Raw genomic sequence first — 25124 nt, 5'->3', positions numbered from 1 at the left:
GCTAGTGTAGGAAACGTGCCATTGAGCCCTGCGATTAGTCCTTGGCAGCCTATTCATGTTTAACTTGAACGTTCATTCAAGTTAAACCATTGGTTTGCTGCCCGCTCACAACAGGAGGCTTGCCTTTGCCGAGTCCGTTTGCGCACGTCATGATTTCGCTTTGCGAGGTGCTCCATCGATGAGTACTTCGTCCCTCCCATCCAGCGGCCTGGTCCGCATGAATCCGCCGGTGTTTTATTTCGCCGCGACCTTCATCCTGCTGTTCGGCCTGGTCGTCATTGCCGTGCCGGAGCAGGCCGGCGCCTGGTTGCTGGCCGCGCAGAACTGGGCGGCCAATACGGTCGGCTGGTATTACATGCTGGCGATGACCCTGTATCTGGTCTTCGTGGTGGTCACCGCCTTGTCCGGCTACGGCAAGATCAAGCTCGGTGCCGACCACGACGAGCCCGAGTTCAGCTACCTGTCCTGGGCCGGCATGTTGTTTGCCGCCGGGATCAGCATCACCTTGTTTTTCTTCTGCGTTTCCGAGCCCCTGACCCATCTGGTCCAGCCGCCCCAGGGCGAAGCCGGCACCGCCGATGCGGCGCGCCAGGCGATGCAGATCCTGTTCCTGCACTGGGGTTTGCACGGCTGGGGTGTGTTCGCTTTTGTTGGGATGGCCCTGGCGTACTTCGCCTACCGGCATAACCTGCCGCTGGCCTTGCGGTCGGCGTTGTACCCGCTGATCGGCAAGCGCATCAACGGGCCGATCGGTTATGCGGTGGACGGTTTCGGCATCATCGCGACCGTGTTCGGCCTTGGCGCGGATATGGGCTTTGGCGTGCTGCACCTCAATTCCGGTCTGGATTACCTCTTCGGCATTGCTCACACCCAGTGGATCCAGGTCGGGCTGATCGTGCTGATGATGGGCGCGGCAATCATTGTCGCCGTGGCTGGCGTCGACAAGGGCGTGCGCGTCATGTCCGATATCAACATGCTGCTGGCGTGCGCGCTGTTGCTGTTTGTGCTGTTCGCCGGACCGACCCAGCATCTGCTCAATACGCTTATCCAGAATCTCGGCGATTACCTCGGCGCCCTGCCGATGAAGAGTTTCGACCTGTATGCCTACAACGAGCCCAGCGACTGGCTGGGCGGTTGGACAGTGTTCTATTGGGCATGGTGGATCGCGTGGTCACCGTTCGTGGGGCTGTTTATCGCACGGATATCCCGTGGCCGGACGATTCGTGAATTCGTGTTCGGCGTGCTGCTGATCCCCTTGGGTTTCACCCTGGCGTGGATGTCGATTTTCGGTAACAGCGCCATCGATCAGGTCCTGAACCATGGCATGAGTGCCCTGGGCATGTCGGCCCTGGACAACCCGTCGATGAGCCTTTACCTGCTGCTGGAAACCTACCCGTGGAGCAAGACGGTAATTGCGGTCACGGTGTTCATCAGCTTCGTGTTTTTTGTCACGTCCGCTGACTCCGGCACCGTGGTGCTGTCGACATTGTCGGCCAAGGGCGGCAGCCCCGATGAGGACGGGCCGAAATGGCTGCGGGTGTTCTGGGGCGCGATGACTGCCCTGGTGACCAGTGCCTTGCTGTTCTCCGGCAGCATCGATGCCTTGAAGTCGGCTGTGGTGCTGACGTCCTTGCCGTTCTCGCTGATTCTGCTGCTGATGATGTGGGGCCTGCACAAGGCGTTCTACCTGGAGTCGCAGAAGCAGATCGCGCAGTTGCATTCCCTCGCGCCGGTGTCGGGCTCCCGGCGAGGCACTGGCGGTTGGCGTCAGCGCTTGAGCCAGGCGGTGCATTTTCCTTCCCGCGACGAGGTGTATCGCTTCCTCGATACCACGGTGCGCCCGGCCATCGAGGAGGTGAAGGCGGTATTCGCCGAAAAGGGCCTGACAGTGATGACCCAGCCAGACCCGGCCAACGACAGCGTCAGCCTGGAAATCGGCCACGGCGAACAGCATCCGTTCATCTACCAGGTGCAGATGCGGGGTTACTTCACGCCGTCCTTCGCCCGGGGTGGCATGGGCTCCAAACAGATCAACAATCGTCGCTACTACCGCGCCGAAGTACACCTGAGCGAGGGCAGCCAGGACTACGACCTGGTGGGATATTCCAAGGAGCAGGTCATCAATGACATCCTCGACCAGTACGAGCGGCACATGCAGTTTCTGCATCTGGTGCGCTGAAAAAAAATTGGCATCGCACCGACGCCATCGCGAGCAAGCTCGCTCCCACAGGGTAATGGGATAACCTTTGTGGGAGCGAGCTTGCTCGCGATGGCGGTTTCAGTGGCTGCGCAAAGCCAAGCCTCAGACCAGCCCTCCGTTAGCCCGCAGAATCTGGCCGTTCACCCAACCAGCGGCCGGGCTTACCAGGAATGACACGATGCTGGCGATGTCTTCCGGCTGGCCGAGGCGTTCCAGGGGCGGCATCTTGGCATAGTGCTGGACCTGCTCTTCGCTTTTGCCCTGCATGAACAGCTCGGTGGCGACCGGCCCCGGGGCCACGGCGTTGACGGTGATCTGGCGACCGCGCAGCTCCTTGGCAAATACTTGGGTCAGGGATTCCACCGCGGCCTTGCTGGCGATGTACACCGAGTAGCCCGGCAGGTTCATGCCCACGGTACTGCTGGAAAAATTCACGATGCGGCCGCCATCGTTCAGCCGGGTCGCGGCCTCGCGCAAGGTGTTGAAGGTGCCACGGGTGTTGATGGCGAACGTGCGGTCGAATAGCTCGTCGCTGTGCTGCGCCAACGGCATGACCTGGAGGATGCCGGCGTTGTTGATCAACACATCGACCCTGCCCAGTTGCGCTTCGACTTCATCGAACATCCGGCTGACGTCGGCGGCAACCGACACGTCGGCCTTCACCGCTATGGCCGGGTGCCCGGCCTGACGCAACTGCACCGCCAACTGCGAGGCCTCGGTGGCGCTGCTGGCGAAGTTGATGGCGACGGCAAACCCGTCGCTCGCCAATTGCCTGGCTATCTGCGCGCCGATCCCACGGGAGGCACCGGTGACGATGGCGACTTTGGCGTTTTGAGCAGTCATGGCAAGGATCTCCTTGAGATTTGTGATGGGTTGAAGCCAGATTCACATGTTTACGTGCAGCGATAAATGCAGGAGAGTTGCCTTGACTGTTCAACATTTCTCAACAATCAGGGCTTCAGATGGACCAGGTCAAGGCGATGAAGGTGTTTGTCCGTATCTACGAGCGCAGCAGCTTCACCCTGGCTGCCGAAGACCTGAACATGCCCCGGGCCACGCTGACCCACACGCTCAATCAATTCGAAGCCTGGCTGGGTGTTCGTCTGCTGGAGCGCAGCACACGCAGGGTGCGTCCGACCCTCGATGGCGAGGCCTACTACCCGCGTTGCGTGCAATTGCTGGCGGAACTCGAAGAAGCCGAGCTGGCGTTTCGCGGCGTGGCGCCCAAAGGCAAGTTGAGGGTGGACCTGCATGGAACCCAGGCGCGGTATTTCGTGATCCCCGCGTTGCCGCAATTCATGGCCCGTTACCCGGATATCGAATTGTTCATCAGTGAAGCGGACCGCTTCGTCGACCTGATCGCCGAGGGCGTCGATTGCGTCGTGCGCTCCGGTACGTTGGCGGATTCGTCGTTGATTGGCCGGCGTGTCGCCAATCTTCGCCAGATCACCTGTGCCAGCCCCGCTTACCTGCGCCAATACGGTGAACCGAAAAGCCTGGAGGATCTCAAGCAGCACAAAGCGGTGAACTACGTCTCGCGCACCACCGCCAAGCTTTATCCATTCGAACTCATGGTCGACGGCGAGCTCAAGGAGGTTTCGATCGGGGGCACGTTGTCGGTGTCCGGGGCAGAAATCTATGCGGCGTCGGCGATCGCCGGCATGGGCCTGATCCAATGCCCGTATTACCGAATGGAGGAGCCGATCCGCCAAGGCCTGATCCGCGAAGTGCTCGCCGCGACACCTCCGCCGTCCATGCCGGTGTCGGTGGTTTATCCACACAACCGACACATGTCACCGCGGGTACGGGTGTTTGTGGATTGGGTGGCGGAGGTGTTTGCGCAGGCGCGATGACTGGATTGTGGTAACGGTGCATCAGTTGGAGAGTTGAGCTAATATCTTTCAGGGTGTGTATTGTGTGTATCAAAACCCTCTTTCACAGCTAGAGTTTTCCGGCAGAGCTGTCGAATAAGGCATAGGTGATGCGAAGTCGGGAAATGATCAGGAAGATCGAAGAGGATGGTTGGTATCTGGTGGCGGTCAAGGGTAGTCATCATCAGTATAAACACGCTTTCAAGGCTGGGAGGGTGACGATCAAGCACCCTGACGCCGATCTGCCCAGAGGCACGATCAATAGCATTTTGAAACAGGCGGGCCTGAAATGAAGGTCATGACCGATTACGAAATCCCCGATGGGGATGCATTATTATCAGACCGGTTGCTGCGGTTGCCGGGTCTGAAGGAAGGATTCGTCCACATGAAATTTCCGGTCGTTCTGCACAAGGATGCCGATTCCGAATACGGCGTGACGGTCCCGGATGTGCCGGGTTGTTTTTCCGCAGGCAGTACGGTGAGCCAGGCATTCGAAAATGTGAGAGAAGCACTCTCGTTGCACTATGAAGGCCTGATAGCCGACGGCGAACCGCTGCCAAAGATCCATGAAATTGACGATCATCTCGACGATCCGCAATACGCCGGGGGGATATGGGGCGTGGTTGAGTTTGATGTCACGCCCTATTTCGGAAAGTCGGTGCGGTTCAACGCCACACTGCCCGAGCAATTGCTTGAGCGTATCGATCAAACCGTGCGACGAGACCAGCGTTACAGCTCGCGTTCGGGTTTTCTGGCAGCAGCGGCCTTGCGCGAACTTTCGACCTGACTGGTGCGTCTGTGAAATGTTAGCTTCTGCCACCAGCCGTCCGAACAGAGAGCTTTTTCGATGACCTACACCGCTGCGCAAAACCGCTACGAATCCATCCCTTACCGCCGCGTCGGGCGCAGTGGGCTGGTACTGCCGGCCTTGTCACTCGGCTTGTGGCACAACTTCGGCGACAGCACGCCGATCGACACTCAGCGGGCCTTGTTGCGCACGGCATTCGACCTGGGTATCAACCACTTCGACCTGGCCAACAACTACGGCCCGCCCTACGGCAGCGCCGAAATCAATTTCGGCCGGTTGCTGCGGGAAGATTTCCAGCAATACCGCGATGAACTGATCATCTCCAGCAAGGCCGGCTGGGACATGTGGCCAGGCCCTTATGGCCAGGGCGGCGGTTCGCGCAAATACGTGCTGGCCAGCCTTGACCAGAGCCTTCAGCGCCTCGGTCTGGATTACGTGGACATCTTCTACTCCCACCGTTTCGATCCCGACACGCCACTGGAAGAAACCGCCAGCGCCCTGGCCACCGCCGTGCAGCAGGGCAAGGCCCTGTACATTGGCATTTCTTCCTATTCGGGGGTGAAGACCCGGGAAATGGCGGCGCTGCTTCAGGAATGGAAAGTGCCGCTGTTGATCCATCAGCCGGCCTACAACCTGCTCAACCGTTGGGTCGAGAAGGACTTGCTGGACGCCACCGAGGAACTGGGCACCGGCGTGATCGCCTTCACACCGCTGGCGCAGGGCCTGCTGACCGACAAATACCTCAAGGGCATTCCCGCCGATGCGCGGGTCAATCGCCCGGGCGGCGGTTCGTTGCAGGCCTCGCATCTGTCAGATGAAAACATCGCCCACGTACGCGCCCTCAACGAGATCGCCCAGCGTCGCGGCCAGAGCCTGGCGCAAATGGCCCTGGCCTGGACATTGCGCGATCCGCGGGTCACCTCGGCCCTGATCGGCGCCAGCCGACCGGAGCAGATCGTCGAGAACGTCGGGGCGCTGCAAAATCTCGAGTTCAGCGCCGAAGAACTGGCCGAGATCGACCGGTTTGCCCAAGAGGGCGGGATCAACCTGTGGGAGAAACCTTCTACAGCTGAGTAATTCCAGCCGGTTTATCAGGTTGAACGCAGGACCCGTGGCGAGGGAGCTTGCTCCCGCTGGGTCGCGAAGCGGCCCCCAGTTCATGTTGCTTGCGCATGATGAACTGATCCGAGATTTTGGGACTGCTACGCAGCCCAGCGGGAGCAAGCTCCCTCGCCACGGGGATATGGGTCGTTTGGAAGATTCAGGCAGGGCTCACCTGAAAAACGGCACATCCCCCAGCACCGTCGCCCGGTGCATCACCCGCCGGTTGGGACGGTAGTCGTCCACGGCGAAATGCTGGGTCACGCGGTTGTCCCAGAACGCCACGTCATTGGCCTGCCAGCGCCAGCGAACGGTGAACTCCGGACGCGTCGCATGGGCAAACAGCAATTTCAGGATCGCCTCGCTTTCGGTTTCCGACAGCTCGTTGACGCGCGTAGTGAAGCCTTCGTTGACGAACAGTGCGCGGCGGCCGCTCACCGGATGAGTGCGAATCACCGGATGCGACAGCGGTGGATTCTTGCGCCGTGCTTCTTCCCAACGTAGCCGATCTTCCGCCGTGTTGCCAAAGCGTTCCAGCGGGAACGAACGGGTAAAGTCGTGGGTCGCCGTCAGGCCCTCCAACAGGCTTTTCAACGGTGCCGACAAGGCTTCGTAGGCCGCGATGCCGCTGGCCCACAACGTATCGCCGCCGAATGCCGGCAGCAGCTTGGCGCTGAGTACCGCGCCCATGGCCGGGGTCGGCAGGAAGGTCACGTCGGTGTGCCACACCGCGTTGTCGCGCACATCGGTGACGGCGGTGTCGAGCACCAGCACTTCGGGCTGCTCCGGCACGTTGGGGTAGATCGGGTGAATGTGCAGGTCGCCAAAGTACGCGGCGAAACGGGCCTGTTGTGCGGGTTCGATCGGCTGGTCGCGGAAGAACAGCAACTGATATTCGAGCAGTGCCTGCTCGATGATGTCACGGTCTTCCGGGGCCAGTGGCTGGCTGATATCGATCCCGCTGATCTGCGCGCCGAGGGCAACGCTCAGAGGGGTAACGGTCGGACGGCTCATCGTCGTTCTCTCGGATCGGCGCCGAATGGTCGGCGTGGTCAATAAAGGTTCAGTGGGCCTGGCCGTGCCACGGCACCAGTTTGCGTTGCAGGGCGCGCAGGCCCATTTCCATGGCAAAGGCGATCAGCGCAATCACCAGGATTCCCAGCACCACGACATCGGTGACCAGGAACTGCGCTGCCGACTGCACCATGAACCCCAGGCCGCTGGTGGCCGCGATCAGTTCGGCGGCGACCAGCGTCGACCAGCCCACGCCCAGGCCGATGCGGATACCGGTGAGGATGTCGGGCAGGGCGCTGGGTACGATCACATGGCGAATCAGTTGCGCGCGCGTGGCCCCCAGCGATTGGGCAGCGCGCAGTTTCGCCGGGTCGACGGTGCGCACGCCGGTTGCAGTGGCGATGGCGATCGGGGCGAAAATCGCCAGGTAGATCAGCAGGACTTTCGACAGCTCACCGATGCCGCACCAGATCACGATCAGCGGCAGGTAAGCCAGGGGTGGAATCGGCCGGTAGAACTCGATCAGCGGATCGAGCACGCCGCGGGCAATACGGTTGGCACCGATGGCGATACCCACCGGCACCGCCGTCAACACCGCGAACAGCAGGCCCAGGCCAATCCGCCCGAGGCTTGCGCCGAGGTGCTGCCAGAGCGTGGAGTCCATGTAGCCGCTGGTAGCCAGCAGCCAGCCTTTTTGCAGCACGGCGGAGGGCGGCGGCAGGAAGAGCGGTTCGATCAGGCCGCTGGCGGTTACGGCCCACCAGAGCAACAGCAGCGCCACCAGCGTCACGCCGCTGATCCATCGCGTGCTCAGGGTACGGCGCGCGAGGACTGGAGGGCGGGCGGCCACGGCGTCGCTGGCCACGGCTGGAACTTCATAGCTGCTCATGCGCGCTCCTGTTGCCGAGTAGCGCTGCGTTGGGAGAACACTTTCGCCAGCACATGCTCGCGGGTTTCGATGAAGCGCGGGTCGGACTTGATCGACCGCGCCGATTCCCCCGCGCCGTAGCGGCGCCCGAAATCCAGGCTGAGGCGCTCGACGATTTGCCCCGGATCGGGGGCCAGCAGGATTAGGTCGGTGGCAAGGAATACCGCTTCTTCAATGTCATGGGTAATCAGGAACACCGGCTTGGCGGTACGTTGCCAGACTTGCAGCAGCAGTTCCTGCATCTGTTCACGGGTGAACGCGTCCAGGGCGCCGAAAGGTTCGTCCATCAGCAATACCCGTGGATCAGCCGCCAGCGCGCGTGCCAGCCCGACGCGTTGCTTCTGGCCGCCCGACAGCTGCCAGACACGGCGCTTTTCGAAACCGGCCAGGTCCACCAGGGCGAGCATTTCCCGAGCGCGAGCCTCGCGCTTCTCCCTGGCAACACCCGCCAGCTCCAGGCCGAATCCGACGTTCGCCAACACGTCTTGCCAGGGCAACAGCGCATCGTCCTGGAACACTACGCCGCGCTCGGCACCCGGGCCCCTGACGGGAATGCCGTCCAGGGTGATCTGGCCGGCGCTGGGTTCCACAAACCCGGCAATCAGGTTGAGCAGCGAAGTCTTGCCACTGCCGGAGGGGCCGAGGGCAACCAGCAACTGCTGCGGGCCCAAGGTCAACGAAATATCCGCCAGTACCGGTTTCGTTGCGCCGGGGTACTGTGCGCTGATGCGCTCCAGCTGTAGCAAGGCCATCTCGACGTCTCCTGTCTTGATCAGCGGGTGATGTATTTGGCGCTGACGTATGGCGTGTAGTCCGGCAGCACGGCTTCAACCTTTCCTTGCTCCTTGAGGAACGCGGCGGTGTTGGTGATGGCCTGGGTGGTTGGGGCACCGAGGCTGACCACCTGGTCGGCGGCCAACGGGAATACGTTGCCTTGCAACAGCAACGGAATGTCGCTGGCCTTGGCGCCGGAGAGTTTTACCAGCTTGTCGATGTTCGATGCGTCGGCCAGCCAGGCTTGCGGGTCCTTGCGGTACTGGGCGTAGGCGTCCAGGGTGACCTTGGCGAAAGCCGTGACGATCTCGGGATGCTTCTGGGCAAAATCCTTGCGCACGATCCAGGCGTCGAAGGTTGGCGCGCCGAACTGGGCCAGTTCAGCGGAGGTGATCAGCACCTTGCCGTTTTCCTTGGCCACGCCCAGGGCCGGGTCCCAGACGTAGGTGGCGTCGATATCGCCGCGCTTCCAGGCGGCGATGATGGCCGGTGGCGCCAGGTTGAGCACGGTGACTTTCGACGGGTCGATGTTCCAGTGTTTCAGCGCGGCGAGCAGGCTGTAATGGCCGGTGGAAACAAACGGCACGGCGATTTTCTTGCCGATCAGGTCCTGCGGAGTCTTGATGCCGGATCCATCACGGGCGACCAAGGCTTCGGCGGCGCCGATCTGGGTGGCGATGAGGAAGGTTTCCACCGGAACCTTGCGGGTGATGGCGGCGGTCAGCGGGCTGGAACCCAGATAGCCGATCTGCACATCGCCCGAAGCAATGGCTGCGATGATATCGGCACCGTTGTCGAATTTTCGCCAGTTGATCTTGGCCTGGGTGGCTTTCTCATAAGCGCCGTCGGCCTGGGCGACTTTGGCCGGGTCGACGGTGGTCTGATAGGCCACGGTCAGGTCGGCCGCGTGGGCGAAAAGGCTCGCCGCGGCCAGGGAAGCGGCCGCGAGAAGGCGAAGGGGGAAACGCAAAGACATGGGGAAGCTCCTCAACAGGCCGCCGGAGAGTCGGCGTTGGAGGAGACTAAATGATCTAAGAATAAGTAAATAAATAACTTTTTCGAATTAGCTTATCTGCGAACACATCTATCCAGAATGGCTGATAACCCCGTGGCGAGGGAGCTTGCTCCCGCTCGGCTGCGTAGCGGCCGCAAGATGGGCCTGCTGCGCAGACCAGCGGGAGCAAGCTCCCTCGCCACGGAAGCGTCCTCGTCAAGAGGAGCTCAGTTACTGATCGCCAGAATGCTCGCCTGATACGAACCCACGAACACGTCGAAATCCCCCACCTCGTTCTGCTCCAGCTCGGTTTGCTGGACCAAGGACTGGCGAGCGGTTTCTTCGAACGCGACTTGCTCTTCGGTCGACAACGGTTCGGCGCGGAAGAACTCGGCGTGGGCCTTGCTCTGGCGCAGGGAGAACTGGGCGAAGCTTTCCTGGTGCTCGGCCATGGCGGCCAAGACCTTGGCGGATGGCGTCAGCGACGGGTCGCGGACTTTTGCCTGTTGCGCGTCGAGAGCCTGGCGATGGGCATCACCGCCTTGGCTCTGGTCAAGCAGGGCGGCCAGCGGAGCAATCTTTTCCAGCAACTCCATGGCCCAGGTTTGCATGTCCACCGATTGACCCTGGCGCTGCAATTGCAGGCCAGGCTTGCGGCCTTCCTTGACCACGGTCAGGAAGTTGCTCGTGGCGTTGCTGCACTCGTTATTTTCCAGTTGCGGGCTGTCGTTGAGGCCGCAGTACAGCAGGAACGCATCGAGGAAGCGCGACTCGGTCAGGTCGATGCCCATCGGCAGGAACGGGTTGATGTCCAGGCAGCGCACTTCGACGTACTGGATCCCACGTGCCATCAGCGCCTGGATCGGCCGCTCGCCGGTGTAGGTCACGCGCTTGGGGCGGATGTTGGAGTAGTACTCGTTTTCGATCTGCAGGATGTTGGTATTGAGCTGCACCCATTCGCCGTTCTGGTGAGTACCGACGTCGACATAAGGCGCATAGGGCGTTGCCACGGCTTTGCGCAGGCTGTCGGTGTAGCTCGCCAGGTCGTTATAGCAAGGTGTCAGGCCGGCTTGGGCGTTGCTCTGGTAACCCAGGTCGCTCATGCGCAGACTGGTGGCGTAGGGCAGGTACAAGGTGTCCGGGTCCAGTTGTTCCAACTGGTGCGGACGGCCGCGAAGGAAACCGACATCCAGGGCCGGCGAGGCGCCGAACAGGTACATCAGCAACCAGCTGTAGCGGCGGAAATTACGGATCAGCGCGATGTAGGCCGAGGACTGGAAGTCGCGGTCGCTCACGTCGCTGGCTTCGTCCTGGCGCAGCAGGGGCCAGAGCTTTTCCGGGAGGGAGAAATTGTAGTGGATCCCGGCGATGCATTGCATGGTCTTGCCGTAGCGCAGGGCCAGGCCCTTGCGGTAGACATACTTGAGTCGACCGATATTCGAGGTGCCGTAGTAGGCGATCGGAATGTCTTCCTCGGCCGGCAGCGGACACGGCATCGAAGGGCTCCACAGGTACTCGTCGCCGAGCTTGCTGTAGACAAACCGGTGGATCCTGTCGAGGCTGTGCAGGGTGTCGGCCGGGTTGGCCAGGGCCGGGGTGATGAACTCCAGCAGCGACTCGGAATAGTCAGTAGTGATCTGTTCGTTGGTCAGCGCCGAGCCCAGGGATTCGGGATGCGGGGTCTGCGCCAGGCGCCCGTCGCCCGTGACGCGCAGGCATTCACGTTCGATACCGTGCAGGCACTGCTCGAGCAGGGAGAGGTTGGCGCGCTCGCCGAGCAGGGCCAGGCGGCGGTTTAAAAGGTCGCTCAAGTTGAATTCCTTCACGCGTCAGTCGCCCCAATATGGGGGTGGGCAAGACGGTCTACAAGGGTGAAGTTGAAACTGGCGTTTTCGCCTGGTTTTTGTGCTGCCAAAGACAGATCGTCGCAGCCCCTGTGGGAGCGAGCCTGCTCGCGATGGCGGTATGTCCGTCAATTTTATATTGACTGGTCCATCGCTATCGCGAGCAGGCTCTCTCCCACAATAGAGGTCGGCACGGCATTCATGGCGTTGAAATTACCCTAAATCGATGACAGCGAGCTATAGGACAGCGAACGTGCCTTGCGCTTTTGCGACCAGCTTGTCGCCCTGCATCACCTCGGCCTCGACCACCAGCGTGCGCCGGCCCGGGTGGATGACCCGGGCGGTGCACAGCACTTCGCCGTCGGACACGGCGCGAATGTAGTTGATCTTGCACTCGATGGTTGCGCTCTGCTGGTCGAAGCCATGGACGCTGGAGCAGGCCAGCCCCATGGCAATGTCCACCAGGCTGAACAGCGCCCCGCCGTGCAGCTTGCCCCCGCGGTTGCGCAATGGCGGCTCAAGGCTCAGGGCGACTTGCGCCACCCCGTCCCCGAGGCTCTGCAGACGGCAGCCGAGCAGCTTGAAAAACGCGCTCTCCACCAACCCGGCCGGCGCCTCCATCAGCGTTTCTTCAGCTGCTTGGCGTTGGCGAACAGCGAGGCCATGGCGTTATTCGCCGGGGCCGCGGTGGCAGTTTCCTTACGCGGCGCGGTGTTCTGCGACTGGCGTGGCGCGGCGCCTGGACGGGCACCGCGGGCGCCGTCGATTTTCTCGCCCGGCGTGTCGCTCATGCGCATCGACAGGCCCACGCGTTTACGCGGGATGTCGACTTCCATGACCTTCACTTTCACCACGTCACCGGCCTTCACGGCTTCGCGCGGGTCCTTGATGAATTTCTCCGACAAGGCGGAAATATGCACCAGGCCGTCCTGGTGCACGCCGATGTCGACGAACGCGCCGAAGTTGGTGACGTTGGTCACCACGCCTTCGAGGATCATGCCCGGTTGCAGGTCCTTGAGGTCTTCGACGCCTTCCTGGAATTCAGCGGTCTTGAACTCCGGACGTGGGTCGCGGCCCGGTTTCTCCAGCTCTTGGAGGATGTCAGTCACGGTGGGCAGGCCGAAGGTTTCGTCAGTGAATTTCTTCGGGTCCAGGCGCTTGAGAAACGCCGCGTCGCCGATCAGCGAGCGAATGTCGCGGTCGGTCTGGGCGGCGATGCGTTGCACCAGTGGATAGGCTTCCGGGTGAACTGCCGAGGAGTCGAGCGGGTTGTCACCATTCATGACGCGCAGGAAGCCGGCGGCCTGTTCGAAGGTTTTTTCGCCCAGGCGCGGGACTTTTTTCAATGCGGCGCGGGTCTTGAACGCGCCGTGTTCGTCGCGGTGGGTGACGATGTTCTGCGCCAGCGTGGCGTTCAGGCCGGAGATGCGCGCCAGCAATGCTACCGAAGCGGTGTTCACGTCCACGCCCACGGCGTTCACGCAGTCCTCCACCACGGCGTCCAGGCCACGGGCCAGCTTCAATTGCGATACGTCATGCTGGTACTGGCCGACACCGATGGATTTCGGGTCGATCTTCACCAGTTCCGCCAGTGGGTCCTGCAGGCGACGGGCGATGGACACCGCGCCACGGATCGACACGTCCAGGTCCGGGAATTCCTTCGAGGCCAGTTCCGACGCCGAATAAACCGAAGCGCCGGCCTCGGAGACCATGACCTTGGTCATTTTCATGGCCGGGTATTTCTTGATCAGCTCGGCGGCCAACTTGTCGGTCTCACGGCTGGCGGTGCCGTTGCCGATGGCGATCAGGTCCACCGAGTGCTTGGCGCACAGGGCGGCAAGGATAGCGATGGTCTGGTCCCACTTGTTATGCGGCACATGCGGGTAGACCGTGGCGTGGTCCAGCAGCTTGCCGGTGGAATCGACCACGGCCACCTTGCAGCCAGTGCGCAGGCCCGGGTCCAGGCCCAGCGTGGCACGCGGCCCGGCCGGTGCGGCCAGCAGCAGGTCGTGCAGGTTGTGGGCGAACACGTTGATCGCCTCGGTCTCGGCGTTGTCGCGCAGTTCGCCCAGCAGGTCGGTTTCCAGGTGGGTGTAGAGCTTGACCTTCCAGGTCCAGCGCACCACTTCGGCCAGCCACTTGTCGGCGGCGCGGTTCTGGTTCTGGATGCCGAACTGCTGGCCGATCATGCCTTCGCACGGGTGCATGGTGCCGGGCAATTCTTCGCCGACTTTCAACGATGAGCTGAGGATGCCTTCGTTGCGACCGCGAAAAATTGCCAGGGCCCGGTGCGACGGTACGCTCTTGAGGGGCTCGTCGTGTTCGAAGTAATCGCGGAACTTGGCGCCTTCCTCTTCTTTGCCGGCGATGACGCGAGCACTCAGGATCGCCTCCTGCTTGAGGTAGTTGCGCAGTTTTTCCAGCAGGTTCGCGTCTTCGGCGAAGCGCTCCATGAGGATGTACTTGGCGCCTTCCAGCGCAGCCTTGATGTCCGCCACGCCTTTTTCGGCATCGACGAAACGCGCGGCTTCGGCTTCCGGCGCCAACGTGGGGTCGTTGAACAAGCCGTCGGCCAGTTCGCCGAGGCCGGCTTCCAGGGCAATCTGGCCCTTGGTGCGGCGTTTCTGCTTGTAGGGCAGGTACAAGTCTTCCAGGCGGGTCTTGGTATCGGCCAGCTTGATGTCGCGTTCCAGTTGCGGGGTCAGCTTGCCCTGCTCCTGGATGCTCGCCAGGATGCTGATGCGCCGTTCGTCGAGTTCTCGCAGGTAGCGCAGGCGCTCTTCCAGATGACGCAGCTGGGTGTCATCGAGGCTGCCGGTCACTTCCTTCCGGTACCGGGCGATGAAAGGCACCGTGGAACCTTCATCGAGTAGCGCGACGGCCGCTTCGACCTGTTGCGGGCGTACGCCGAGTTCCTCGGCGATGCGGCTGTTGATGCTGTCCATAAAACCACCTGACAAATTGTGAAATCAGGCCCGCCGCCACAATAACAGGGCGCGGCGAGGCTGGTTGAGCGGCCTGGCTTGCGTCGCTGCCGGGGGCAGGGGACGGCCAGTGACCCGCTGAATTCAAAAAGTGCTGCCTGGCCAGGGAGAACGGTGCGCCGGTATAACGATCCGGCATCCCCTGGCGCAAAAGGCCGCGCATTATAACCAGCGTTCCGCTGTTCGGGGGGGGTCGTGACCTGCGGGATGGATGGGTGAGCTACTGAAGATAGAGGAAAAATCTGCTAACAATGCACTCGGTGCGTATAACGGCAGCTAAGCCATAATGCGCGCCAAGATCAAAGGAGCTTCCTATGAGCAGCACCGCACAAACTGCTGAAGGCGAAAAAATTCTGATTGTTGACGACGATCCGGGGCTGAGCAGCCTGCTGGAGCGCTTTTTCGTCAGCAAGGGCTATCGCGCCCGCACCGTACCGAACACCGAGCAAATGGACCGGCTGCTGGCCCGTGAGGTTTTCAATCTGGTGGTCCTCGACCTGATGTTGCCTGGCGAGGACGGGTTGACCGCTTGCCGTCGTCTGCGGGGCGCGAACAACCAGATCCCGATCATCATGCTCACTGCCAAGGGCGACGAGCTGAGCCGTATCAAGGGGCTGGAACTGGGCGCCGACGATTACCTGGCCAAGCCGTTCAACCCGGACGAGCTGATGGCCCGGGTCAAGGCTGTCCTGCGTCGCCAGTCGGCGCCGGTGCCGGGTGCACCGGGCAGCGAAGACGAGAGCGTGACCTTCGGCGACTATGAACTGTCGCTGGCCACTCGCGAGCTCAAGCGCGGCGATGAGATCCACATGCTCACCACTGGCGAGTTCGCCGTGCTCAAGGCCCTGGTGATGAACGCCCGCCAGCCGCTGACCCGGGACAAGCTGATGAACCTGGCCCGTGGCCGCGAATGGGATGCGCTGGAGCGCTCCATCGACGTGCAGATTTCCCGTTTGCGCCGGATGATCGAACCCGATCCTTCCAAGCCGCGTTATATCCAGACGGTCTGGGGCGTTGGCTACGTGTTCGTGCCGGATGGCGCTGCCGGCAAGTGATCGGCGATTTGTAGGAGCGCGGCCTGGCGGGTGAAAATCTTTCCAGGCGACTCGCGGTCCGTCATTGTGCGAGCATCGCTCGCTCCTGCAAGTATGTAGCGGTTACTCATGAAGACCCCCGTCTGGTTCCCCCAGAGCTTTTTCTCCCGCACCCTCTGGCTGGTGCTGATCGTCGTGCTGTTTTCCAAGGCGCTGACGCTGGTTTACCTGCTGATGAACGAAGACGTGCTGGTGGACCGCCAATACAGTCACGGCGTTGCCTTGACCCTGCGCGCCTATTGGGCAGCGGACGAAACCAATCGAGTCAAAATCGCCGAGGCGGCGACTTTGATCCGGGTGGTCGGTGCCGGCGTGCCTGAAGGTGAGCAGCATTGGCCATACAGCGAGATCTACCAGCGGCAGATGCAGGCCGAACTGGGCGCCGATACCGAAGTGCGGCTGCGCATGCATTCGCCGCCGGCCTTGTGGGTGCGTGCGCCGAGCCTTGGCGATGGGTGGCTGAAGGTTCCGCTGTACCCCCATCCGCTGCGCGGCCAGAAAATCTGGAACGTGCTGGGCTGGTTCCTGGCGATCGGCCTGTTGTCGACGGCTTCGGCGTGGATTTTCGTCAGCCAGCTCAACCAGCCACTCAAGCGCCTGGTCTATGCAGCCCGGCAACTGGGCCAGGGCCGCAGCGTGCGGTTGCCCGTCAGCGATACGCCCAGCGAGATGACCGAGGTGTACCGCGCCTTCAACCAGATGGCCGAGGATGTCGAGCAGGCCGGACGCGAACGTGAGCTGATGCTCGCCGGCGTCTCCCATGACCTGCGCACGCCGCTGACGCGGTTGCGGCTGTCGCTGGAATTGATGGGCGAGCACACCGACCTGACCGACGAAATGGTCCGCGATATCGAAGACATGGACGCGATTCTCGATCAGTTCCTGGCGTTCATTCGCGACGGTCGTGACGAATCGGTAGAGGAGGTGGACCTCAGCGAGCTGGTACGGGAGGTGGCTGCGCCCTACAACCAGAACGAAGAGAAGGTCCACTTGCGCCTGGAGCCCATCCAGCCGTTTCCGCTACGCCGCGTGTCGATGAAGCGCCTGTTGAACAACCTGATCGGTAACGCCCTCAACCATGCCGGCACGGGCGTTGAAGTCGCCGCCTATGTTTCTGGCGACACCAGCGCGCCTTATGTCGTTCTGAGCGTCATGGACCGCGGCGCCGGCATCGACCCAGCGGAGCTGGAAGCCATTTTCAACCCCTTCACCCGCGGTGATCGGGCTCGGGGAGGGAAGGGTACCGGGCTGGGCCTGGCCATCGTCAAGCGCATCGCCTCGATGCATGGCGGCAACGTCGAACTGCGCAATCGAGCTGGCGGCGGATTGGAGGCCCGGGTGCGGTTGCCGTTGGGCTTGATGCTGCCGCGGGATGCGGTGTAGCGATTTTCCTCAGGTAAAACTCAGGACTTGTGGGAGCGAGCCTGCTCGCGATTGCGGTCAGTCAGCAAAGTTGACGCTGGCTGATACACCGCATCGCGAGCAAGCTCGCTCCCACAGGGCTTTGTGTTGATTCAACCCTTGCCCTTGGTCCGGGTCATGTTCGGCCCGCCATTTTTTTCCAGGTGTTCGATGATGATCCCCGCCACGTTCTTGCTGGTGGTGGTCTCGATTCCTTCCAGGCCTGGCGAAGAATTGACCTCCATCACCAGCGGTCCGTGATTGGAGCGCAGGATATCCACGCCGGCCACCGCCAATCCCATGACCTTGGCCGCGCGCAGGGCTGTCATGCGTTCTTCCGGGGTGATCTTGATCAAGCTCGCGCTGCCGCCGCGATGCAGGTTGGAGCGAAACTCACCGGGTTTGGCCTGGCGTTTCATCGAGGCGATCACTTTATCGCCGACCACGAAGCAACGAATGTCCGCGCCACCGGCTTCCTTGATGTATTCCTGGACCATGATGTTCTGCTTGAGGCCCATGAACGCCTCGATCACCGATTCCGCCGCGGTTGCGGTCTCGCACAGCACGACACCGATCCCCTGGGTGCCCTCAAGCACCTTGATCACCAGCGGCGCGCCGTTGACCATCGCGATCAGGTCGGGAATGTCATCAGGAGAGTGGGCGAACCCGGTTACCGGCAAGCCGATGCCGCGTCGGGAGAGCAATTGCAATGAGCGCAGCTTGTCTCGGGAGCGAGCGATAGCGACAGACTCATTGAGCGGGAACACCCCCATCATCTCGAACTGGCGCAGCACTGCGCAGCCATAAAAAGTCACCGATGCGCCGATACGCGGGATCACCGCATCAAACCCTTCCAGCGGTTTGCCGCGGTAGTGGATCTGCGGCTTGTGGCTGGCGATGTTCATGTAGGCGCGCAGGGTATCGATCACCACCATTTCATGGCCACGTTCCGTCCCTGCTTCAACCAGGCGACGAGTGGAATACAGGCGCGGATTGCGCGACAGCACAGCGATCTTCATGCAACACCTGTGGCAGAGGTAGTGGACACCGGAAATACCGGTTTGTCTTGAACGTATTTGATGCCTGGATTGACGACCAGCTGGCCGTCGATCAAGGCTTTGGAACCCAACAACAGGCGATACCGCATGGATTTACGACAGGCCAGGGTGAACTCCACCCGCCAGAACCGATCACCCAGCGCCAGCGTGGTGCTGATCACGTAGCGGACCTGGGCGTGGCCGTTGGAGCTCTTGATGGTTTTGCGCGCCACCAGCGGGGCTTCGCAGCGGCGGTGGCGCAGTTGCACCACCGTCCCCAGGTGTGCGGTGAAACGCACCCACTTCTCGCCGTCGCGCTCGAATGGCTCGATATCGGTGGCGTGCAGGCTGGAGGTGCTGGCGCCGGTGTCGATTTTTGCCCGCAGGCCTGCCACTCCCAGATCCGGGAGCGCCACCCATTCGCGCAGACCGACGACGGTCAGATGGTCAAAAGTCTTCAATAAAAACAACCTGAAATTGGCGCATCGGATAGCGGGCTCCGCAATCGCGGTATTCACGCAGAATAATCACAAAATGGCGACAGTTATCTACGTACTTGTTTACAGGTGTAACCGATACCGGCGCATGCCAATGCAAGCGAGCGGTTCGGCGGGCATTCTATCCGTCGGAGCGGATTCGTGCGCCCGACAAAAACGGTAGTACAGTTCTGGCTATTGGTTGAAAAGAGGAATTGCAGTGACACAAAAAAGCGAAGAGGACGACAAGGTCCGTCTCGATAAATGGTTGTGGGCAGCGCGATTTTATAAGACCCGTGCCCTGGCCAAGGCCGCCATCGAAAGCGGCAAGGTTCACCATCGCGGTGAACGTTGCAAGCCTGGCAAAGAGCCACGTATCGGCGACGAGTACGTCATTCGCGCCGGGTTCGATGAAAAAACCGTGGTGGTCGAAGCCCTGTCGATTGTGCGGCGCGGCGCGCCAGAAGCGCAGACACTCTATCGCGAGACCGACGCCAGCATCGCCAAGCGCGAAGCTGCGGCCGCACAACGCAAGGCCGGGGCCCTGGGCGTCAGCACCGATGGCAAGCCGAGCAAGAAGCAGCGTCGCGACCTGTTCAGGTTTCATGGCAGCAATAGCGAATAAACCATCGGCACATCTAGCCCGTGGCGAGGGAGCTTGCTCCCGCTGGGCTGCGCAGCGGCCCCAGAATCTTGCGGTCGCTACGCAACCGAGCGGGAGCAAGCTCCCTCGCCACAACAGCGCTGCACGTGCAGATAGATGCTCAGTCTTCCCACCAGGCAAAGTCATGCCTTGCTTGGAACCCACCCTGAATGCCCATAAAATGCCTGTCATCATTTGTCATCACCGCAGATACCAGACCCTATGACTGATTTACCGGATACCGACTACACCCAGCGTTTCATCTTCGATGACAACGACGCCCGTGGCGAGATGGTGGCGTTGGAGCGTAGCTATGCCGAAGTCCTTGCCAAGCACCCCTATCCGGAGCCGGTCGCGCAACTGCTAGGCGAACTGATGGCGGCGGCGGCATTGCTAGTGGGCACCTTGAAGTTCGATGGCTTGCTGATTCTCCAGGCGCGCTCCGACGGTCCGGTCCCCTTGCTGATGATCGAATGCTCCAGCGAGCGTGAGATTCGTGGCCTGGCCCGGTACCACGCCGAGCAGATCGGCGCCGACGCGACGCTGGCCGACATGATGCCCAACGGCGTGCTGGCCCTGACGGTCGATCCAAGTCATGGCAAGCGTTATCAGGGCATTGTCGATCTCGACGGCGCGACGCTGGCCGAATGCTTCACCAATTACTTCGTGATGTCCCAGCAGACCAACACCCGCTTCTGGCTGTACGCCGACGGGCGGCGCGCTCGTGGCCTGCTGTTGCAACAATTGCCCGCCGATCGCATTCGCGATTCGGAAGAGCGTGACGCCAGCTGGCAGCACGTCACTGCTCTGGCCAGCACCTTGAGCGCCGACGAGTTGCTGGGCCTGGACAACGAAACCATCCTGCATCGCCTCTACCACGAAGAGCAGGTGCGCCTGTTCGAGGGTCAGCCGTTGCGCTTCCAATGCAGTTGCTCCCGTGAACGATCCGGCAATGCGCTGGTCAGTCTGGGTCTGGAAGATGCGCAGCAACTGGTGATCGAGCATGGCGGCGCCATCGAGATCGATTGCCAGTTTTGCAATGAGCGTTACCTGTTCGACGCGGCGGACATCGCACAATTGTTCGCCGGTGCGGGTGTCGACACACCGTCAGATACTCGTCACTAAAACGGTTCAGCGCAGGTAAATCTCCTGGCAAACGCCGGATTTACGCCGTACTGACGGGAGGGCCCTACTCTTTTTGGGCTTTTCTGGCATAATCCGGCCCACTTTTTTCGGGTAGTAGTGCGCGACTTCCTACTACAAAACGTTTGGAGCACTCGGCCACGGGCCGACGGGGAATCTCATGACGCAAGCCAATAACGCCGTGTATACCGATCTGAGTGTCGATGATCTGGTCAAAGAAGCCCTGAATCGCGGTGAAGGCGAGCTTGCCGATACTGGCGCGCTGGTTGTTCGTACCGGTCATCGTACCGGTCGCTCGCCAGTCGACCGTTTCATCGTGGAAGAGCCGACTACCCAGGACGCCATCGCCTGGGGGCCGATCAACCGCAAGTTCCCGGCCGACAAGTTCGATGCCCTGTGGAACCGCGTCGAGGCCTACCTGGGTGAGCGCGAGCGTTTTGTTTCCCACGTGCATGTAGGTTCCGATCCTGCGCACTACCTGCCGGTCAAGATGACCACCGAGACGGCCTGGCACAACCTGTTCGGTCGTTGCCTGTTCATCAATCCCGAGCAGTACAACGCCGGCGGCAAGGACGAGTGGCAGATCCTCAATGCGCCGAACTTCGTCTGCGAGCCTGAGCGCGACGGCACCAATTCCGACGGCACCGTAATCATCAACTTTGCTGCCAAGAAAGTGCTGATCGCTGGCATGCGCTACGCCGGCGAAATGAAAAAAGCCCTGTTCTCCGTGCAGAACTTCCTGCTCCCAGCGGTCGACGTGCTGCCGATGCACTGCGCCGCCAACATGGGCGAAGAAGGCGACGTGACCTTGTTCTTCGGTCTGTCGGGCACTGGCAAGACCACCCTGTCCGCCGACGAAAGCCGTTACCTGATCGGTGACGACGAGCACGGCTGGGGCGTGGGTGTGGTCTTCAACATCGAAGGCGGCTGCTACGCCAAGTGCATCGACCTGTCCGAGAAGAACGAGCCGGTCATCTGGAAAGCCATCCAGCACGGCGCCGTCCTGGAAAACGTGGTCCTGGACCCGGTCACCAAGAAAGCCGACTACGCCGACGACAGCCTGACCCAGAACAGCCGAGCCGCCTATCCGCGCGAGCTGATCGAAAAACGCGCGCCGAAAAACCTCGGTGGCGAGCCAAACGCCGTGATCTTCCTGACCTGCGACCTGACCGGCGTGCTGCCACCGGTGTCGATCCTCAGCGAAGAACAAGCCGCCTACCACTTCCTGTCCGGCTACACCGCACTGGTGGGTTCGACCGAAATGGGCTCGGGCAGCGGCATCAAGTCGACCTTCTCCACCTGCTTCGGCGCGCCGTTCTTCCCGCGCCCGGCCGGTGAATATGCAGAGCTGCTGATCAAGCGTATCCGTGGTTTCGGTTCCAAGGTCTACCTGGTCAACACCGGCTGGACTGGCGGCGGCTACGGCGTCGGCAAACGCTTCAACATCCCGACCACCCGTGCGGTGATCGCGGCGATCCAGAGCGGCGCGCTGATCGGTGCTGAAACCGAACACCTGGATATCATCAACCTGGACGTGCCGCTGGCTGTCCCAGGCGTTGAAACCGGCCTGCTGAACCCGCGCAACACCTGGGCCGACAAGGCTGCCTACGACGAAGCCGCCAAGGCACTGGCCGGTCTGTTCATCGAGAACTTCAAGAAGTTCGACGTGAGCGACGCGATCAAGGCGGCGGGTCCGCAGCTGTAAGGCTTGGTGATTGAATGAAAAAGCCGCCCTTTGAGGGCGGCTTTTTTGTGGGCGACTATTTTTTCTCCGCTTCTTGCGTATCCCATCGTTGCGCCTTGATCGCTTTGTAAAGCATGCCGATGGTCAGCGGCAGCTTGTCTCCCCGGCCCTTGGCCCTGCGTTTTTGAAACACATCAAAGCCTTCCGGTTGGAAGTAACGATAGGCGTCGTAGTCGACAAGGTCGATGACGAACCGCTCCTCCAGCGCTTCCATCAGGTGCCGGGCATCCGCGCCATCGCAGCCCAGATCGAAATTGACCGCAGTGTCCAGGCGAATGGTCTTGAGTTCCGGCAGGCCGAGTTCTTCGTGGAGTAATTCCATGAGCTGACGCATGGCGAGGTCGTCAGGAAAATCTAGGGCGAGGTGCATGTTAGAGAGTCCGAAAGACAAGTGAAGAGGCGTGTCTGACCCGGGAAGTTTAGTGCATTAAAAAATAGAAAGATCCCACGGCGGTTTCGGAAACGTCCTGTACGCGCTGCTTTTTGCTGCCGGGTAAGGTTCGTCGCGCCCTGTCAGTGAGGCAGCGGCGAGCGAACAAGGACGAAGCATGACGAAAGGAAAAGCCGGTGTCCCGCAGGTCCAGCGCTTGGCGTCGCTGGCCTTACGTGAAGATCTTGATCTGTACCTGACATCAGACGAATAACCCGCACACCTGTGAGCTGCATCCATCCGCTGAATACCCGGCATCACACGAATAAATTTCAAAAATATCTGCCGGCTGACTAAGGTGAACGCTGTCTTTGGATCACCAACAAGAGAGCAGACATGAGCCAGACATCCTTTGATATCCAGCGCGCCGCGGTGGTCGGGGCGGGCACCATGGGGCGAGGCATCGTGATGTGCCTGGCCAATGCCGGCGTTACGGTGCAGTGGGTCGACAATAATCCGCAAATGCTTGAGCAGGCGCTGGCGGCGGTGGCCGACACCTATGCCCATAACGTGCGCCAGGGACGTATCGACCAAGGCGAAGCCGATGCGCGCATCGCCCGAATAGCTCGGGCGGACGACTACGCGGCAATCCGCAACGTGGATCTGGTCATCGAAGCGGTCTACGAGAACCTTGAACTCAAGCAGAAGATCTTTCGCGAGCTGGACGGCATGCTCAAGCCCGAGGCAATCCTGGCAAGCAACACCTCGGCGCTGGACATCGATGCGATTGCCGCCGCCACGCGCCGGCCGGCTCAAGTGCTGGGCCTGCATTTCTTCAGTCCGGCGCACATCATGAAATTGCTCGAAATCGTTCGTGGCGCGCAAACCTCCAGGGCGGCGCTGGATGCCGCCCTGGCGCTGGGCAAACGCATGGGCAAGGTGAGCGTGGTATCGGGCAATTGCCACGGGTTTATCGGCAACCGGATGCTTCATCCCTATGTGCTGGAGGCGCGTAAGATGCTGCTGGAGGGAGCGTTTCCCCATCAGGTCGATGCCGCGCTGCAAGGTTTCGGCTTTGCCATGGGGCCGTTCCGCATGTATGACGTGGTTGGGATCGACCTGGAATGGCGCGCGCGCGAGCTGGCGGGTAAAGGTCAGGATGCGCCCGAAGTGCAAGTGGACAACCGCCTGTGCGAGATGGGGCGGTTCGGCCAGAAGAGTGGTAACGGGTACTACCACTATGAGCCGGGCAGCCGACAGGCTGAGCAGGATGTCGAGGTCGACGCGCTGGTGCTGCGGGTCAGTGAGGAGCTAGGGTTTCAGCGCCGCGAAATAGCTGCCGAGGAGATTCTGGAGCGCTGCTTGCTGGCATTGGTCAACGAAGGTGCGAAGATCCTCCAGGAGGGCATTGCCGAGTCTTCCCGCGACATCGACCTGGTTTATCTCAATGGCTATGGCTTCCCGGCGGACAAGGGCGGTCCGATGGCCTGGGCGGATCAGCAGGGCCTCGAAGACATCCACGCACGGTTGCTGGAGCTCGAGACGAAGCAGGGGGACCAATGGAAGCCTGCCCGTCTGATTGGCGAGCTGGCTGCGCAAGGCAAGAGCTTCTCGCAGCGATAGTATCTGCACCCTGCACAACGCCTCAGATAGCCTGACCAAGGACAAGTGATGCCCCAACGCGCCGAGTATCTGCATTTCCAGCCAGTGACCACACGCTGGCATGACAACGATGTGTACGGTCACGTCAATAACGTCACCTACTACAGCTTTTTCGATACAGCGGTGAATACCTATCTGATCGAGACCGGCGGCCTGGATATCCATGACGGGGAGGTGGTGGGCTTCGTCGTGAGTTCAGCCTGCGATTATTTTGCCTCGATCGCTTTCCCGGACCGGATCGAAATCGGCCTGCGAGTCGGGAAGCTGGGCAATAGTTCGGTGCAATATGAGCTGGCGGTGTTCAAGGCGGGTGAGGAGGAGGCCTGTGCGGCGGGGCGTTTCGTGCATGTGTTCGTAGATCGGACGTCGAATCGGCCAGTGACGATTCCGGATCAGCTACGCGGGGCGTTGGAGCGATTGGTGGCCTGAAAACAAAATCGCAGCCTTCGGTCAGTCTCTGCGAGAAGGGCCGAAGGCTGCGATCATTCAACGGTCTGGATCAAGCCAGCCGTCAATCGTCGTGATAGCGATGTTTGTGCTTATGCTTGCGATGGCCGTAGGCATGGCCGCGACCCGGGTGGCCGTCACGGTAGTAGCGGCGATCACCACGGCGACCTTCATAACGGTCGTCATCGTCGTCCTTGCCCATGTAGTTACCCAGTGCGCCACCGGCGCCACCGCCCGCTGCGGCACCGATCAGGCTACCCGTGCTGCCGCCCACGCTGCGGCCAACCACGTTGCCGCCGGCTGCGCCCAGCGCGCCGCCAATAGCCGCTTCGCCGCGGCTGCGTTTATCGGCACCGACCGCACTGCCACCTGCGCCGCCCAGGGCCGCGCCGATAGTGGAACCGGTGTTGCCGCCCAGGGACTGGCCGACGACCGAACCCAAAACCCCGCCCAATGCGCCGCCTACACCTGCTTCGGCGGTACCGCCGGCAGATGCGACGCCACTGATCAGGCCAAGGGACAACAAGAGAATGGAGGAGAACTTCATAGAGGAGCCTCAAAGGGATGACGGCGCGATCCTGAGGCTGGC

Annotated in this window: 24 protein-coding genes; 12 read left to right on the top strand and 12 right to left on the bottom strand. The window is 61.4% G+C overall.

Annotated features, from left to right (window positions below; genetic code table 11):
• The first annotated feature begins 217 nt into the window (after positions 1-217).
• Entirely contained in the window at positions 218-2179 is a 1962-nt protein-coding gene (gene betT, locus J3P94_RS26130) for a choline transporter BetT (RefSeq protein ID WP_434574312.1), read from the top strand.
• A gap of 123 nt (positions 2180-2302) precedes the next feature.
• Here betT and J3P94_RS26125 read toward each other — a convergent pair whose 3' ends face one another.
• Positions 2303-3043, bottom strand: a complete 741-nt coding sequence (locus tag J3P94_RS26125; protein WP_305497541.1) for an SDR family oxidoreductase — start codon at positions 3041-3043, stop codon at positions 2303-2305.
• 119 nt (positions 3044-3162) lie between these two features.
• Between J3P94_RS26125 and J3P94_RS26120 the strand changes: the two genes are divergently transcribed.
• The 4 genes from J3P94_RS26120 to mgrA all read left to right on the top strand — a co-directional run bounded on the left by J3P94_RS26120 (position 3163) and on the right by mgrA (position 5956).
• Positions 3163-4053: a LysR family transcriptional regulator gene (locus J3P94_RS26120; protein ID WP_434570364.1), complete on the top strand. Its 891-nt coding sequence runs from the start codon at positions 3163-3165 to the stop codon at positions 4051-4053.
• Between the two features lie 128 nt (positions 4054-4181).
• Complete coding sequence (locus J3P94_RS26115; RefSeq protein ID WP_305497539.1) at positions 4182-4364, top strand: type II toxin-antitoxin system HicA family toxin; 183 nt, start codon at positions 4182-4184, stop codon at positions 4362-4364.
• Between the two features lie 92 nt (positions 4365-4456).
• Positions 4457-4858, top strand: coding sequence for a type II toxin-antitoxin system HicB family antitoxin (locus J3P94_RS26110; protein ID WP_305501396.1), 402 nt, complete (start codon positions 4457-4459; stop codon positions 4856-4858).
• A gap of 60 nt (positions 4859-4918) precedes the next feature.
• The gene (gene mgrA, locus J3P94_RS26105) at positions 4919-5956 is read left to right on the top strand and encodes an L-glyceraldehyde 3-phosphate reductase (RefSeq protein ID WP_434570362.1); all 1038 of its coding nucleotides are present in this window, start codon (positions 4919-4921) and stop codon (positions 5954-5956) included.
• 195 nt (positions 5957-6151) lie between these two features.
• On the opposite strand, the gene tauD is transcribed toward mgrA, so the two are convergent.
• The 7 genes from tauD to J3P94_RS26070 all read right to left on the bottom strand — a co-directional run bounded on the left by tauD (position 6152) and on the right by J3P94_RS26070 (position 14479).
• Positions 6152-6994, bottom strand: a complete 843-nt coding sequence (gene tauD / locus J3P94_RS26100) for a taurine dioxygenase (RefSeq protein ID WP_434570360.1) — start codon at positions 6992-6994, stop codon at positions 6152-6154.
• 49 nt (positions 6995-7043) lie between these two features.
• On the bottom strand, positions 7044-7883 hold the full coding sequence (gene tauC, locus J3P94_RS26095) for a taurine ABC transporter permease TauC (RefSeq protein ID WP_434570358.1): 840 nt from the start codon (positions 7881-7883) through the stop codon (positions 7044-7046).
• The gene (gene tauB / locus J3P94_RS26090) at positions 7880-8674 is read right to left on the bottom strand and encodes a taurine ABC transporter ATP-binding subunit (protein ID WP_434570356.1); all 795 of its coding nucleotides are present in this window, start codon (positions 8672-8674) and stop codon (positions 7880-7882) included. Before tauB ends, tauC begins: the two co-directional genes overlap by 4 nt.
• Before the next feature lie 20 nt (positions 8675-8694).
• Positions 8695-9672: a taurine ABC transporter substrate-binding protein gene (gene tauA / locus J3P94_RS26085; RefSeq protein WP_434570354.1), complete on the bottom strand. Its 978-nt coding sequence runs from the start codon at positions 9670-9672 to the stop codon at positions 8695-8697.
• Between the two features lie 245 nt (positions 9673-9917).
• Positions 9918-11501 carry a glutamate--cysteine ligase gene (gene gshA / locus J3P94_RS26080; protein WP_434570352.1) on the bottom strand — a complete coding sequence of 528 codons (1584 nt, stop codon included), beginning with the start codon at positions 11499-11501 and terminating at the stop codon, positions 9918-9920.
• A 270-nt stretch (positions 11502-11771) separates the two neighbouring features.
• Positions 11772-12155, bottom strand: a complete 384-nt coding sequence (locus J3P94_RS26075) for a PaaI family thioesterase (RefSeq protein WP_305497532.1) — start codon at positions 12153-12155, stop codon at positions 11772-11774.
• Entirely contained in the window at positions 12155-14479 is a 2325-nt protein-coding gene (locus J3P94_RS26070) for a Tex family protein (protein WP_434570350.1), read from the bottom strand. The genes J3P94_RS26075 and J3P94_RS26070 overlap by 1 nt, the downstream gene beginning before the upstream one ends.
• Positions 14480-14832: 353 nt before the next feature.
• On the opposite strand from J3P94_RS26070, the gene ompR reads away from it, so the two are divergent.
• Positions 14833-15573 carry an osmolarity response regulator transcription factor OmpR gene (gene ompR / locus J3P94_RS26065; RefSeq protein WP_039592639.1) on the top strand — a complete coding sequence of 247 codons (741 nt, stop codon included), beginning with the start codon at positions 14833-14835 and terminating at the stop codon, positions 15571-15573.
• Between the two features lie 108 nt (positions 15574-15681).
• The gene (locus J3P94_RS26060) at positions 15682-16995 is read left to right on the top strand and encodes an ATP-binding protein (RefSeq protein ID WP_434570347.1); all 1314 of its coding nucleotides are present in this window, start codon (positions 15682-15684) and stop codon (positions 16993-16995) included.
• A 131-nt stretch (positions 16996-17126) separates the two neighbouring features.
• On the opposite strand, the gene rimK is transcribed toward J3P94_RS26060, so the two are convergent.
• Positions 17127-18032 (bottom strand): 30S ribosomal protein S6--L-glutamate ligase, encoded by a 906-nt coding sequence (gene rimK, locus J3P94_RS26055; protein WP_003196697.1) that lies wholly within the window; start codon positions 18030-18032, stop codon positions 17127-17129.
• On the bottom strand, positions 18029-18445 hold the full coding sequence (locus tag J3P94_RS26050; RefSeq protein WP_434574311.1) for an ATP-dependent zinc protease family protein: 417 nt from the start codon (positions 18443-18445) through the stop codon (positions 18029-18031). The genes rimK and J3P94_RS26050 overlap by 4 nt, the downstream gene beginning before the upstream one ends.
• A 301-nt stretch (positions 18446-18746) precedes the next feature.
• Between J3P94_RS26050 and J3P94_RS26045 the strand changes: the two genes are divergently transcribed.
• The 3 genes from J3P94_RS26045 to J3P94_RS26035 all read left to right on the top strand — a co-directional run bounded on the left by J3P94_RS26045 (position 18747) and on the right by J3P94_RS26035 (position 22017).
• On the top strand, positions 18747-19151 hold the full coding sequence (locus J3P94_RS26045) for an RNA-binding S4 domain-containing protein (RefSeq protein ID WP_434570345.1): 405 nt from the start codon (positions 18747-18749) through the stop codon (positions 19149-19151).
• 240 nt (positions 19152-19391) lie between these two features.
• On the top strand, positions 19392-20294 hold the full coding sequence (gene hslO, locus J3P94_RS26040) for an Hsp33 family molecular chaperone HslO (protein ID WP_434570343.1): 903 nt from the start codon (positions 19392-19394) through the stop codon (positions 20292-20294).
• A 178-nt stretch (positions 20295-20472) separates the two neighbouring features.
• Entirely contained in the window at positions 20473-22017 is a 1545-nt protein-coding gene (locus J3P94_RS26035; protein WP_092253286.1) for a phosphoenolpyruvate carboxykinase, read from the top strand.
• A gap of 55 nt (positions 22018-22072) precedes the next feature.
• Here J3P94_RS26035 and J3P94_RS26030 read toward each other — a convergent pair whose 3' ends face one another.
• Positions 22073-22426: a DUF1493 family protein gene (locus tag J3P94_RS26030; RefSeq protein ID WP_434570341.1), complete on the bottom strand. Its 354-nt coding sequence runs from the start codon at positions 22424-22426 to the stop codon at positions 22073-22075.
• 396 nt (positions 22427-22822) lie between these two features.
• Here J3P94_RS26030 and J3P94_RS26025 point away from each other — a divergent pair, with 396 nt between their 5' ends.
• Together J3P94_RS26025 and J3P94_RS26020 are read left to right on the top strand one after the other, a co-directional pair.
• Positions 22823-24049: a 3-hydroxyacyl-CoA dehydrogenase NAD-binding domain-containing protein gene (locus J3P94_RS26025; protein ID WP_434570339.1), complete on the top strand. Its 1227-nt coding sequence runs from the start codon at positions 22823-22825 to the stop codon at positions 24047-24049.
• A 48-nt stretch (positions 24050-24097) separates the two neighbouring features.
• Positions 24098-24517 (top strand): acyl-CoA thioesterase, encoded by a 420-nt coding sequence (locus J3P94_RS26020; protein WP_434570337.1) that lies wholly within the window; start codon positions 24098-24100, stop codon positions 24515-24517.
• 82 nt (positions 24518-24599) lie between these two features.
• On the opposite strand, the gene J3P94_RS26015 is transcribed toward J3P94_RS26020, so the two are convergent.
• Entirely contained in the window at positions 24600-25082 is a 483-nt protein-coding gene (locus tag J3P94_RS26015; protein WP_305497521.1) for a glycine zipper domain-containing protein, read from the bottom strand.
• Positions 25083-25124 lie beyond the last annotated feature (42 nt).

The organism is Pseudomonas sp. Z3-8 (assembly GCF_051131975.1).
Classification (GTDB): domain Bacteria; phylum Pseudomonadota; class Gammaproteobacteria; order Pseudomonadales; family Pseudomonadaceae; genus Aquipseudomonas.
Note: the sequence above shows the minus strand (reverse complement) of the source record. Positions and strands in the feature narration are given on the sequence as shown.